The sequence below is a fragment of the Agrobacterium salinitolerans genome, from assembly GCF_002008225.1.
Lineage (GTDB): Bacteria > Pseudomonadota > Alphaproteobacteria > Rhizobiales > Rhizobiaceae > Agrobacterium > Agrobacterium salinitolerans.
Map to the genome: position 1 here is coordinate 23605 of NZ_MRDH01000003.1, position 12065 is coordinate 35669.

Sequence of the window (12065 nt, forward strand, 5' to 3'; positions counted from 1 at the left end):
ATCCATATCCTTTCTGATCTGGTGTTCTGACGTCAGATGTTGTCGCTCTATTTTTATGCCGCGCCGCTGAGCCGAAGTCCGATGACCCCGCCGATTACCAGGGCGATCCCAGCGATTTTCCTCCAGTCCAATCTTTGTTCGAAAAAAATCGCGCCCAGAACGACAATGCCGACGCCTGCTGTAGAGGTCCAAATGGCGTAGCCAACACCAACGTCGAAAGTGAGAAGCGCAAAACTAAGGAAAACTGTCGCGATTGCGCCGCTGACCAAAGTCGCGGCAGTCCACCAGGGATGAGAGAAACCCTTGGCATTTCCTGCCGATATTGCGACCGCGATTTCAAAGATCACTGCGATTGCCAGATACATCCAATGCATTGTCATTCTCCGTTAGGATGATTGTTTGAAGTATTGGCCCTGTCTCCCGACCGATGAGTGGTCGATTGAGCATGCCAGGGTCACAAATGGTCGTCTCGACGTGCCGACTATTTATTTGCATGTGCATGCATATTATTTATGAAAGAAGAGGTCAACATGTTTGTCGTTTTCTTCCGCATGGAAACGATGGCGCGGTGACAGGGCCGTTCGAGACACCATGTATATGATGCCGGTCGAGGCTGAACCTGCGACGAGTCGCCTGTATTCGTTTGTTTTGAAGCCCTTGGCGGGTTCAGCTTGCGGGTTGAGTCAATTGTTTCTCAAACTGCTTCAACGTTGTCACCCGCTCCGCAAACCAAAGCCGGGCCAGATCGCTGGCCGAAGCCAGATCGATGCCGTCAGGATCGATGGAGGTGATTTTCCATCGTCCGGTTTTGGCACCAGCGAGAACGGCAAGCCGAGCCGCTTCGCCCTTGATGGCGTTGAGGCGGATCGCTTCGCTTTCCGCTACAGCCATCAGTTCTTCTGCGCCTGACAGATCGGTGCGCAGATCGCCGGGTGTGATGGTGCTGGCATTTCGCGCCGGGCCGCCATTGATCTGCACGCCTTCCGTCCGCAGCCGGTAGAGCCTTGTGTCGGGAAGGGACAGATAAAGTTTCGCCTTGGGGTAACGGGTAATATAGCGCTGTCTCGCAAGCGGCACTTCATCCGGGCTGATTTGCTCCGCCCTGCCCACCAGTGTCAGCCGCGGCAATGTCAGCGCATCGCCCTTGCCGAAGGGAGCGAGCGTCAGTGAGATGCGTGGGTCGGCCTCCATGTTGCGGGCGTGCAGCGTCAGGCCCGCCGCGAAGAAGAATGGCGTGCCATCCGGCTCGACGCCGATATTGGTGGCGGTTGTATAGGGATAACCGCTGACCGGATCGAGGGTCGCAAGTGCTGCCGTGCGGGAAGTGTGCAGCACATCCCGGGCCACGCGCACGGCCTCGAAAGGTGCGCCGGCCGAGGGCTCGATTTTTGCGCCGCGCGGGGTGATGACGGGAGGGGCAACATCCGGCATGTCGTTTCCTGATCCAAAGGGCTGCTGAAAGAAGTGTGAGACCCCTCCTTCGTCATGCTCGGGCCTGTCCCGAGCATCTGCAACCGATGAACTTTACGATACGTGATTGGATCCTCGGGACAGGCCCGAGGATGACGTCGTGCGAGCGTCAGGATTTACACCATGCCGGAGCCGTGTCCATGCGTAATATCAGCTTCCGGTCCGGATCTGCGTCAGGGTACGCGTCGGCGTGATCGCTTCCGCATCCAGCTTCACCTCGATGATGGCCGGTTTGCCGCTGGCCCGCGCCCGCTCGAAGGCGGCGGCGAAGTCTTGCGTTCTTTCCACCGTTTCGCCGTGGCCACCATAGGCCTTGGCAAAAGCGTTGAAATCCGGGTTGACGAGATCGGTGCCGCTGACACGGCCAGGATATTCCCGTTCCTGATGCATGCGGATCGTGCCATAGGTGCCATTGTTGACGAGCACGGTGATGATCGGCAGGCCATAACGCACGGCAGTGATGAATTCCTGCCCGTGCATCATGAAGCAGCCATCACCGGCAAAGCAGATTACCTCGCGCTCCGGGAACAGATGCTTGGCGGCCACCGCCGCCGGCAGGCCGTAACCCATGGAGCCTGATGTCGGGGCCGATTGCGTGTTGTAGCGGCGAAAGCGGTGGAAGCGGTGCAGCCAGGTGGCGTAATTGCCGGCGCCATTGGTGAAGATCGCGTCCTCAGCCACATTGGCCTCGATCCAGTCCATGATCGGGCCCATCTGCACCGGACCGGGCCCGGTCTGCGGTGGTGTCGACCAGGTGAGATAAGCTGCGTGCATGGCGGTAGTGCGCTCGGCCCATGCGGCGTTGCCGGAAAGGGTGAGCGAGGCGAGGGCGGCGACGAAATCATCTGGGGCGGCGCAGATCGCCAGATCGGGGCGGTAGACGCGGCCAAGTTCTTCGGCTTCGGGATAAATATGGATCAGCTTCTGCGACGGGTAGGGGATGTCGATGAGCGTATAACCGGAGGAGGGCATTTCCGAGAGGCGACCGCCGAGCAGCACCACCAGATCGGATTCCTTGATCTCCTTCGCCAGGGCGGGATTGATGCCGATGCCGACATCGCCAGCATAAGAAGGGCTCAGATGATCGAACAGCATCTGGCGGCGGAAGGAACAGCCGACGGGCAGCTTGTGGTTTTCGGCAAATGCCCTGAAGGCCGCCACGCTTTCCTCGGACCAGCGCGTGCCGCCGACGATGAAGATCGGCCGTTTCGCTTCGCCCAGCATTTTTGTGAAGGCCGTCATCTGCGAAGGGCCGGGATGCGCTTCGACCGGCATGTAGGGCTTTGCCTCGGGCGCTTCGACTTCTTCCACCAGCATGTCTTCCGGCAGCGTCAGCACCACGGGGCCGGGGCGGCCGGAGGTGGCGACGGCAAAGGCGCGGGTGACGAATTCAGGGATGCGGCGGGCATCGTCGATCTCGCCGACCCATTTTGCGAATTCTGTAAAGGCGCGGCGATATTCCACTTCCTGAAAGGCCTCGCGCTCGCGCGCTTCGCGCTGGACCTGGCCGATGAACAGGATCATCGGAATGGAATCCTGCCTTGCGATGTGCAGGCCGGCCGAGGCATTGGTTGCACCCGGACCGCGCGTCACCATGCAGACGCCGGGTTCGCCGGTCAGCCGGCCCCAGGTGTCGGCCATCATGGCGGCGCCGCCTTCCTGGCGGCAGACCACGGTTTCAATGCCGCTTTCATAAAGCGCATCCAGCACTGCCAGATAGCTCTCGCCCGGAACGCAGGACACGCGGGAGACGCCATTGGCCTTCAGCGCTTCGACGATCAGTTCTCCGCCGGTTCTTTTCATGGCGTGGTGGTCCTTTCGATGTTTTCCAGTTCGGCCAGCACCTGCGCCTGATGTTCGCCGAGCTTCGGGCTCGGGCGTTCGTAACGCAGCGGCGTCTGTGACATTATAATCGGTGTGCGTACCCCTGGGATGACGGTGCCGTCTTCCGCTTCCAGATCGACGCGGAGGCCGCGTGCCTGAACTTGCGAATCGGCGAACATCTCCTCGATGGAGTTGATCGGCCCGGCCGGCACGGCGTTTTTCTCGCAGGCGCTCAGAAGATCGCGCTTGTTCCATTTCAGCGTTTCGGTGGAAACGATCCGCCGGACTTCGACCTTATGTGCGACGCGGGCCTTGTTTGTCGCATAACGTTCGTCATCGGCAATCGCGCCAATGCCGAGAATGGTGCAGAGGCGGCGGAACTGGCCGTCATTGCCGACCGCGAGGATCAGGAAACCATCGGCCGTCGGCACCACCTCATAGGGGGAAATATTCGGATGGGCGTTGCCGAGGCGGACGGGCGGCTTGCCGGAGATCAGATAATTCATGTTCTGGTTGGCGAGCACGGCCGATTGCACATCCAGAAGCGCCATGTCGATATGCTGGCCTTCGCCTGATCGCATGGTGTGGATGAGGGCGGCCTGAATGGCTGTCACGGAATAAATGCCGGTGAAGATATCGGCCACCGCAACACCCGCCTTCATCGGCTGGCCGTCAGCTTCACCTGTTATCGACATGAAACCGGACATGCCCTGCACGATATAGTCGTATCCGGCGAGATCGGCGTAAGGCCCGGTCTGGCCGAAGCCGGTGATGGAGCAATAGATCAGCTTCGGATTGAGCACCCTAAGGCTCTCATAATCGAGGCCGTATTTGGCGAGCCCGCCGCGCTTGAAGTTTTCGATGACGACATCGGCGGTGCGGACCAGCCGGCGCACCAGTTCGCAGCCCTCAGGGGTCTTCAGATCGGCGACGATGGAGCGTTTGCCGCGATTGGTGGCGTGGTAGTAGGCCGCAGAGAGGTTCTCTCCGTCAGCACCCTCAACGAAGGGTGGTCCCCATGCGCGGGTATCGTCGCCACCTTCGGGGTTCTCGACCTTGATGACGTCAGCGCCCATGTCGGCCAGCATCTGCCCCGCCCAGGGACCAGCCAGAACACGCGCGAGTTCAATGACACGGATGCCTGCGAGCGGCGGTTTCCTGTTCGGCATGTCGGTCATCTGTCCCCCGGGATTTTCTGCTTGCCGGTTTATAGACCGCTGCCTGCCGCGCCGCATGTGATTTTATCTCATGGACTTATTCCGTTTCGGCAAAGGCGCCTTCAGTCTTTAACGACCCGACCGCACCAGGCGGCGAAATCCGCCGCGACGGGCTGCCAGCCGATCTCGTTCAATGTCTCGTGCCGCATTCCCTTGTAGATTGTGTGTTCGACATGACTGAAGCCCGCCTGGCGGAAACGCTCGGCTAGCCACACAATTTCCCTGCCATCATTCGTGGCGGCATCCTGATCGCCGCTTACCAGTAACAGCGGCAGCGTTTTTGGCAGGCGCTCGATGAGTTTTGGCGCGCGATAGGAGAGTTCGAAAACATCCTGCCAGAGCGAAACGCTCGCCTCGAACTGGCAGAGCGGGTCCTCCACATAGGCATCGACAGCCGCCTTGTCGTGGCTCAGCCAGTCGGCATGGGTGCGCCTTTCCGGCATTTTTGCATTCCAGGCGCGGAAGGTCGCCTTGGGCAGGATGGCGCTCGGCACGTCCGATCCCTTCAGCATCTTTTCAAGCCGGAGCACGACCTGCGCGATGCGGCCCATGACGCCGGGATTGAGATTGGAGTTCCAGATCGACAGGCCATCGAAGGCATCGGGGTGGCTGACGGCAGCGTTGAGCGCCACGAGGCCACCCATGGAGTGGCCGAACAGGATCACGGGCAGGCCGGGATGTCTTTCCCCGATCATCACGCGCATCGCCATGACATCGGCAACCACCTTTTCCGCGCCGTCCTTCCAGGCGAAGCGACCGAGAGGCGCATCCGCCGCTCTCGTGCGGCCATGGCCGCGATGGTCATGGGCATAGACCTCGAAACCCTGTTTCGCCATGACATCGGCAAAACGGCGGTAGCGGCCGGCGTGCTCGACAAGGCCGTGGCAGATCATCAGCACGCCACGGGCGGGGGATAGAGCGGAAGGTTGATGACGGAAGGCGATCGATGCGCCGGAAGGGGCTTCCAGCCTCTCAATCTGGCTGAAGGCGAAGTTATCGGTCGTCTCATTCATGGCAGCACCCATCGCCTCGTCACGCAGCTTGTCATAATCATGGGGTCATAATCGTGCCAGAGGTTGCCCCAAGGTCCTATTTACCCTACATAGCGGCAAATTTCCCGATACGTACTCTTAAAAATCCGATGTGGAGCATTCGCTACAATGGCACGTCAATTCATCTATCACATGGCTGGGCTGAACAAGTCCTATGGCGCGAAGAAGGTTCTGGAGAACGTCCATCTCTCCTTCTACCCCGATGCCAAGATCGGTATCCTCGGCCCGAACGGTGCCGGTAAGTCGACCGTTCTGAAAATCATGGCCGGCCTCGACAAGGAATATACCGGTGAAGCCTGGCTCGCCGAAGGTGCGACCCTCGGTTATCTCGAGCAGGAGCCGAAGCTCGACGAAAACAAGACCGTGATGGAAAACGTCATGGAAGGCGTGGCGCACAAGACGGCGATCGTCGACCGCTACAACGAATTGATGATGAACTATTCCGACGAAACGGCGGATGAGGGCGCAAAGCTTCAGGACATGATCGACAGCCAGAACCTCTGGGATCTGGAAAATCAGGTCGAAATGGCCATGGATGCCCTGCGTTGCCCGCCCGGCGATTCGCCCGTGACCGGCCTTTCCGGTGGTGAGCGTCGCCGTGTGGCACTGTGCCGTCTGCTGCTGTCGCAGCCGGACCTGCTGCTGCTCGACGAACCGACGAACCATCTGGACGCTGAAACTATCGCCTGGCTCGAAAAGCACCTGCGCGACTATCCCGGCGCCGTGATGATGATCACCCACGACCGCTACTTCCTCGACAATGTCACGGGCTGGATTCTCGAGCTCGATCGTGGTCGCGGCATTCCTTACGAAGGCAACTACTCCGCTTACCTGCAGGCGAAAGCCAAGCGCATGCAGCAGGAAGCTCGCGAAGATGCATCGCGTCAGAAGGCCATCAGCCGCGAGCAGGAATGGATCGCATCCAGCCCCAAGGCCCGTCAGACGAAATCCAAGGCGCGTATTAAGGCCTATGACGAACTGGTGGAAGCAGCGGAAAACCGCCGTCCCGGCGATGCGCAGATCGTCATTCCGGTTGCAGAGCGTCTCGGTCGCGTCGTCATCGAAGCCGACAACCTCACCAAGTCCTATGGCGACCGCGTGCTGATTGAAAACCTGTCCTTCAAGCTGCCGCCCGGTGGCATCGTCGGTGTCATCGGTCCGAACGGTGCGGGTAAGACGACGCTGTTCAAGATGATCACCGGTCAGGAGAAGCCTGATAGCGGTTCCGTGACCGTTGGTGACACCGTTCAGCTCGGTTACGTCGACCAGAGCCGCGACGCGCTGGCGGGTGACAAGACCGTGTGGGAAGAAATCTCCGGCGGCAACGACATCATCAAGCTCGGCAAGTTCGAAGTGAATTCGCGCGCCTATTGCGGCGCCTTCAACTTCAAGGGCGGCGATCAGCAGCAGAAGGTCGGCAATCTTTCGGGCGGTCAGCGTAACCGCGTTCACCTCGCCAAGATGCTGAAGGCCGGCGGCAACGTGCTGCTGCTCGACGAACCGACCAACGATCTTGACACCGAAACGCTGGCGGCGCTTGAAGAAGCGCTGGAAGCCTTCGCCGGCTGCGCCGTTATCATCAGCCACGACCGCATGTTCCTTGACCGCCTTGCCACCCACATCCTCGCTTTCGAGGGTGACAGCCATGTGGAATGGTTCGAAGGCAACTTCGAAGACTACGAAAAGGACAAGGTCCGCCGTCTCGGCCCGGAAAGCATCAAGCCCGGCCGCGTGAGCTACAAGCGCCTGACGCGCTGATCCTTTTCAGCATCGCTCCAGAAAGGCCCGCCGTAAAGCGGGCCTTTTTTCGTGTAATAAGTGGACATGATCGCGTCCCGAGACACTTTACGCTTGCATCGAACGCCACATCGACATAAAGATATCTTTATATCTTGATTAGCTTGCGAGGCGCGGCAGAGTGGCGTTCGGTCTGGACAAATTGGTGGATCTCCTGAAGGCGGCGGGTGAGACGACGCGTTTTCGCTTGCTGGCGCTTCTTTCGGCCGGCGATCTGACGGTTACCGACCTTACCGAAATCCTCGGCCAGTCGCAGCCGCGCATCTCCCGTCACCTCAAACTTTTGACGGAAGAGGGGCTGATCGAGCGTTATCAGGAAGGCGCATGGGCCTATTTCCGTCTGCGGCAGGATGGTGAGCCTGCGGGCGTCGTTCGGCAGCTGCTTGGCGCCGCGTCGCCGTCTGACGCCGTTCTCCAGCGCGACAGCGAACGGCTTGCTACCGTCAAGCGGGTGCGGGCGGAGCGGGCGCAGGACTATTTCAGCCGCAACGCTTCCGCATGGGACGAGCTGCGCCGTCTGCATGTCAGCGACGAGGCCGTGGAAGGCGCGCTCCTGAAGTTGGTGGGCACCACGCCGATCGATTCGCTTCTCGATCTTGGCACCGGCACCGGCCGTATCCTGCAGCTTCTGAGCGGTATCTATCGCCGCGCGATCGGTGTGGATGCCAGCCGCGACATGCTGTCGGTGGCGCGCGCCAATCTCGACAAGGCGGGCGTGGTCAATGCCTCCGTTCGCCATGGCGACATTCTCAATCTGCCGCTCGAGGGACAGGATTTCGATCTGATCGTTATCCATCAGGTCCTGCATTTCCTCGACCAGCCGGAAATCGCGCTTTCGGAAGCTGCACGCATGCTGCGTCCCGGCGGTCGGCTGATCGTCATCGACCTTGCGCCGCATTCCTTCGAATATCTGCGTGATGAACACGCGCATGTGCGGCTCGGTTTCTCGCATCCGCTGATGGAAGAATGGTTGAAGAAGGCCGGGCTTTCATTGGAGCGCGCCGTCGATCTTCATTCTGAAAAAGCGTCCGACGAGGCTTTGGACGTCACGATATGGGTTGCCCGCGACCAGCGGCTGCTGATGGCAGACGATGTGGCGCAAGAGGCGGTTTTACTTCGCTCCGGGAGGGCATGATATGTTGAGGTCAGAAACCGCACGCCGTGATGGCGACATCCGGTTGTCTTTCGAATTTTTTCCTCCCAAGAACGCCGAGATGGAATCCCAGCTTTGGGAAACGGTCGACGAGCTGAAGAAGTGGAATCCGGATTTCGTTTCCGTCACCTATGGTGCCGGTGGCTCCACAAAAGCGCCGACGCTGGACGCGGTACGCCGTATGATCGCAGACGGCCATCTGCCGACTGCCGCGCATCTGACGTGCGTGGATGCGAGCCGGGATGAGGTGCATCAGGTCGTAGAAGAGTTCCGCAATGCTGGCGTTCGCCATTTCGTGGCGCTTCGCGGCGATCCCTCCACCGGCATCGGCACGGCTTACCAGCCGCATCCGGAAGGGTATGAGAATGCTGCCGCTCTGGTGAAGGGGCTGCGTGAAATTGCCGATTTCGAGATTTCCGTTTCGGCCTATCCGGAAAAACATCCGGAAAGTGCAAGCGAGGCTATCGATATCGACATGTTGAAGCGCAAGGCCGACAATGGTGCGACGCGGGCGCTGACGCAGTTCTTCTTCGATAATGACGTGTTCGAACGTTACATGGAGCGGGTCACGGCGGCGGGCATCACCATTCCGGTGGTTCCGGGCATTATGCCGATCCAGAATCTCACCCAGCTCAAGCGTTTCGCCGGCCGCTGCGGCACCAGCATTCCCGGTTTTCTGGATGAGCGTTTCGAAGGCTATGACGACGATCTGGAAGGTCGCGCCCGCGTGGCCGCGGAGGTTGCCGCCGAACAGATTGCCGATCTTCAGCGTCGTGGCGTCAATGAGTTCCATCTCTACACCATGAACCGCGCGCCGCTGGTTGACGCGGTGCTTGAAAATCTCGGGCTGGAGCGTCTGCGCCGCAGCGCCGCGTGATTTTACACATCAGATTACCGATATGAAAAAAGCGCAGGTCCCTTAGGGCCTGCGCTTTTTAAACTCGTGTCATCTACGGTTTTTATCTGCGTTTGGTCTTCACGTCTCGTCAGATGAAAAGCATCATCGCTACGAACAAAAACGCCAAACCGACTGCCAAGGCATTGAGAGATTTTGTAAGTCCCATGGGTGCCTCCTGTTGTTGACAGGTTTGATAATATGACCGTTTTGTGGCGGTTGGAAAGCGGTTTTTGTGATGCAGTGCAGCAAGGCCTGGCATGCCGTAAAAAAGCGTTTTCTGTAATTTATTGAAAATAAAAGATTATTTCTCTATCACGCAGTGCTTCATAAGTTTAAAAAAAGTAAATGACCGGGGTGTTATCCCCAGTCATCAGGTCGAGATTAATGATTTCTGCCTTGATTCCGTCCGACAGATGAAGGGCCGGAAGGCGGCGTTAAGATTGATTAAAGCGCCTGCAGAAGTGCGGCAGAAGGCCAGCCATCGGCGGGCAGTCCGAGACGCTGCTGCTCTTTCTGGATGGCGACGCGGGTGCCGGAACCGAGAATGCCGTCCACCTTGCCGACATTATGTCCGCGCGCTTCGAGCTTGGTCTGAAGCTGCTTCATGGTCGCATCATCGAAACCGGGCTCCGGGTTGCCCTTGTTATAGACGGGGGAGCCCATCAAGCGTGTGGCGAAATAGGCGGCCGAGGTCGTGTAGATGAACGACTGGTTCCATTCCAGATAGATGTTGAAATTAGGATAGGTAATGAAAGTCGGACCCTTGCGCCCCTGCGGCATGATGAGCGCGGCGGGAAGGGAAGCGAAGTTCTTGTTGCCGTCACGCGGGGTGACGCCGAGCGCGAACCACTCACCGGCGGTCAGCGTGCCGCCGAGGCCGGATTTTTCCCAGGGCAGGTTTTCAGGCAGGGAAACTTCCTGAATCCAGGGTTCGCCCTTCTTGAAACCGAGATGCTGGATGAATTTGGCCGCCGTCAGGATGGCGTCGGGCGCGCTGCTCTTGACGTTGATGTGGCCGTCGCCATCACCATCGACGCCGAAAGCGATGATGTCCTTGGGCAGCATCTGCACCTGGCCGATTTCACCGGCCCATGCGCCCGTATTGGTGGCTGGGTCGAGATCGCCGTGCTGAACCATTTCGATCAGCGCCAGCAGCTGCGGACGGAAGAGTTCCGGGCGGCGGCAATCATGCGACAGGGTCACCAGCGCGTTACGGGTGTTGAAATCACCCTGGACGGCGCCAAAATCGGTTTCCATGGCCCAGAAGGCGGCGATGACGCCGGCCGGTACACCGTATTCGCTTTCGGCGCGGGCGAAGGTGGAGGAGAGTTCCTGCAGTTTCTTGCGGCCAATATCGAGGCGCGCCTGGCTGACGGTGCGCTGGGAAAACTCCAGGAAGGTCTGGCGGAAGACGCCCTGTGCACGGTCACGCGAGAGCACCTTCGGGTCGATCTGTGCGCCGGAGAGCGCCTTCTGGATTGCGTCGGCCGGAATGCCCTTGGCAAGCGCGTCGGCTTTAACGCCTTCGAGAAATGCACCGAGATCGCCGCCGCAGGCAACCTGCTTGGGATCGTCAGGCGAGGCGACAGGCGGCGTTGCGAGTGCGGAGCCGGTAGAAAGAAGCGACAAAGCGGCGGCAAAAACGATGCTGCGCGACCGGAACGTGGGCATGGGAATTTCCTCGATAGGTTGTTAGCCCGCTTTACCCATATGTTTGCGACAAAAAAACGGATCGGGCGATCTGACGTGGCTGAACAACGCCGATTTTTCAAAAGTGTTGCTTCTTGGCCGTGTTATTTGGCGGAAGCAATCCATTTTCGCCAGTTTTTCTCCGTTCCGGCAAAGACATTGATGTCAGTGGGACCGTTCACGCCGGGCACGACGCCGGTTGCGGTATATTGCCAGAAGGCCCATTTGCGATCTTCGTAAATCTTGGCCGGATGGGCGGCAACGGAACGCACCCAGAAATGGTAGTTCTTGAACTGGCCGACGAGATTGTCGCGGTGAAAGTCGACTGAGGTATAGATGATCGGGCGCTTGCCGTAGTGGGCTTCGAGGCGGTCGAGGAAACGTTGCATTTCGGCGCGCACGATACCCGGGGCAGGGCGGGTCTTGCAGGTGGGGGAGGAAGGATTCCACTCCACGTCGAGAACCGGGGGCAGGGTGACGGCGTCCTTCGGAACGTTGCGAATGAACCAGTCGGCCTGGGCGTCCGCTGTGGAGCAGAAATAATAGAAATGGTAGGGCGCGTGCAGAATATCGGCCGCCGCCGCGCTGCGCCAATGGTCGCCGAATTTCGGATCGATACGGTCCGACCCTTCCGTCGCCTTGATGAAGACGAAGGAGACGCCGGATTTGCGCACGGTTTGCCAGTCAACGTCGCCATTCCATTTGGACACGTCGATGCCGTGTACCTCGTGGCGGTGCGGGTTGTTGACGCCGAAATCCTGCGGGTCGGTATCAGAAAATTTCGGCCTGGAAACGGATGCGGTTTCCAGCAGGTCGTAACTGGTGGAGGTGCAGCCGCCGATCAACAGCAAAGCCGACAATAGTGCCGATAAACGCAGCCGCATTGAAACCCTGATGAAAGTGTTGCCCATCCCGCGGCCGCAAAACGGCGCGCCATATCTCTCAATTTACGCATAACATGGTAA

10 protein-coding genes are annotated in these 12065 nt (G+C 59.3%); 3 read left to right on the forward strand and 7 right to left on the reverse strand.

What is annotated here, in order from left to right; genetic code table 11:
* Nucleotides 1-53 precede the first annotated feature (53 nt).
* The 5 genes from BS627_RS01980 to BS627_RS02000 form a co-directional block, all read right to left on the reverse strand.
* The gene (locus tag BS627_RS01980; protein ID WP_077981763.1) at nucleotides 54-374 is read right to left on the reverse strand and encodes a DMT family transporter; all 321 of its coding nucleotides are present in this window, start codon (nucleotides 372-374) and stop codon (nucleotides 54-56) included.
* Between the two features lie 292 nt (nucleotides 375-666).
* Nucleotides 667-1431 carry a HugZ family pyridoxamine 5'-phosphate oxidase gene (locus tag BS627_RS01985; protein WP_077981653.1) on the reverse strand — a complete coding sequence of 255 codons (765 nt, stop codon included), beginning with the start codon at nucleotides 1429-1431 and terminating at the stop codon, nucleotides 667-669.
* 189 nt (nucleotides 1432-1620) lie between these two features.
* Nucleotides 1621-3273 carry a thiamine pyrophosphate-binding protein gene (locus BS627_RS01990; RefSeq protein ID WP_077981654.1) on the reverse strand — a complete coding sequence of 551 codons (1653 nt, stop codon included), beginning with the start codon at nucleotides 3271-3273 and terminating at the stop codon, nucleotides 1621-1623.
* Nucleotides 3270-4472 (reverse strand): succinate--glutarate CoA-transferase, encoded by a 1203-nt coding sequence (gene caiB / locus BS627_RS01995; protein WP_077981655.1) that lies wholly within the window; start codon nucleotides 4470-4472, stop codon nucleotides 3270-3272. Before caiB ends, BS627_RS01990 begins: the two co-directional genes overlap by 4 nt.
* Nucleotides 4473-4573: 101 nt before the next feature.
* Nucleotides 4574-5524 (reverse strand): alpha/beta fold hydrolase, encoded by a 951-nt coding sequence (locus tag BS627_RS02000; protein ID WP_103036228.1) that lies wholly within the window; start codon nucleotides 5522-5524, stop codon nucleotides 4574-4576.
* Between the two features lie 147 nt (nucleotides 5525-5671).
* On the opposite strand from BS627_RS02000, the gene ettA reads away from it, so the two are divergent.
* From ettA to metF, 3 genes are all read left to right on the forward strand, one after another.
* Nucleotides 5672-7321, forward strand: coding sequence for an energy-dependent translational throttle protein EttA (gene ettA, locus BS627_RS02005; protein ID WP_077981656.1), 1650 nt, complete (start codon nucleotides 5672-5674; stop codon nucleotides 7319-7321).
* A 160-nt stretch (nucleotides 7322-7481) separates the two neighbouring features.
* Nucleotides 7482-8495 carry an ArsR/SmtB family transcription factor gene (locus BS627_RS02010; RefSeq protein ID WP_077981657.1) on the forward strand — a complete coding sequence of 338 codons (1014 nt, stop codon included), beginning with the start codon at nucleotides 7482-7484 and terminating at the stop codon, nucleotides 8493-8495.
* A gap of 1 nt (nucleotide 8496) precedes the next feature.
* Complete coding sequence (metF, locus tag BS627_RS02015) at nucleotides 8497-9390, forward strand: methylenetetrahydrofolate reductase [NAD(P)H] (protein WP_162520301.1); 894 nt, start codon at nucleotides 8497-8499, stop codon at nucleotides 9388-9390.
* Between the two features lie 465 nt (nucleotides 9391-9855).
* Here metF and BS627_RS02020 read toward each other — a convergent pair whose 3' ends face one another.
* Together BS627_RS02020 and BS627_RS02025 are read right to left on the reverse strand one after the other, a co-directional pair.
* Nucleotides 9856-11082, reverse strand: coding sequence for a lytic murein transglycosylase (locus BS627_RS02020; protein ID WP_077981658.1), 1227 nt, complete (start codon nucleotides 11080-11082; stop codon nucleotides 9856-9858).
* A 122-nt stretch (nucleotides 11083-11204) separates the two neighbouring features.
* Nucleotides 11205-11984 carry a glycoside hydrolase family 25 protein gene (locus BS627_RS02025; protein ID WP_077981765.1) on the reverse strand — a complete coding sequence of 260 codons (780 nt, stop codon included), beginning with the start codon at nucleotides 11982-11984 and terminating at the stop codon, nucleotides 11205-11207.
* Between the last annotated feature and the right edge of the window lie 81 nt (nucleotides 11985-12065).

Bases quoted from the DNA above. Each gene is read 5' to 3' on its own strand.
- caiB (WP_077981655.1), bottom strand. From the start codon at position 4,472: ATGACCGACATGCCGAACAGGAAACCGCCGCTCGCAGGCATCCGTGTC.
- BS627_RS01980 (WP_077981763.1), bottom strand. From the start codon at position 374: ATGCATTGGATGTATCTGGCAATCGCAGTGATCTTTGAAATCGCGGTC.
- BS627_RS02025 (WP_077981765.1), bottom strand. From the start codon at position 11,984: ATGCGGCTGCGTTTATCGGCACTATTGTCGGCTTTGCTGTTGATCGGC.
- BS627_RS02000 (WP_103036228.1), bottom strand. From the start codon at position 5,524: ATGAATGAGACGACCGATAACTTCGCCTTCAGCCAGATTGAGAGGCTG.
- BS627_RS02020 (WP_077981658.1), bottom strand. From the start codon at position 11,082: ATGCCCACGTTCCGGTCGCGCAGCATCGTTTTTGCCGCCGCTTTGTCG.
- BS627_RS01990 (WP_077981654.1), bottom strand. From the start codon at position 3,273: ATGAAAAGAACCGGCGGAGAACTGATCGTCGAAGCGCTGAAGGCCAAT.
- ettA (WP_077981656.1), top strand. From the start codon at position 5,672: ATGGCACGTCAATTCATCTATCACATGGCTGGGCTGAACAAGTCCTAT.
- BS627_RS01985 (WP_077981653.1), bottom strand. From the start codon at position 1,431: ATGCCGGATGTTGCCCCTCCCGTCATCACCCCGCGCGGCGCAAAAATC.
- metF (WP_162520301.1), top strand. From the start codon at position 8,497: ATGTTGAGGTCAGAAACCGCACGCCGTGATGGCGACATCCGGTTGTCT.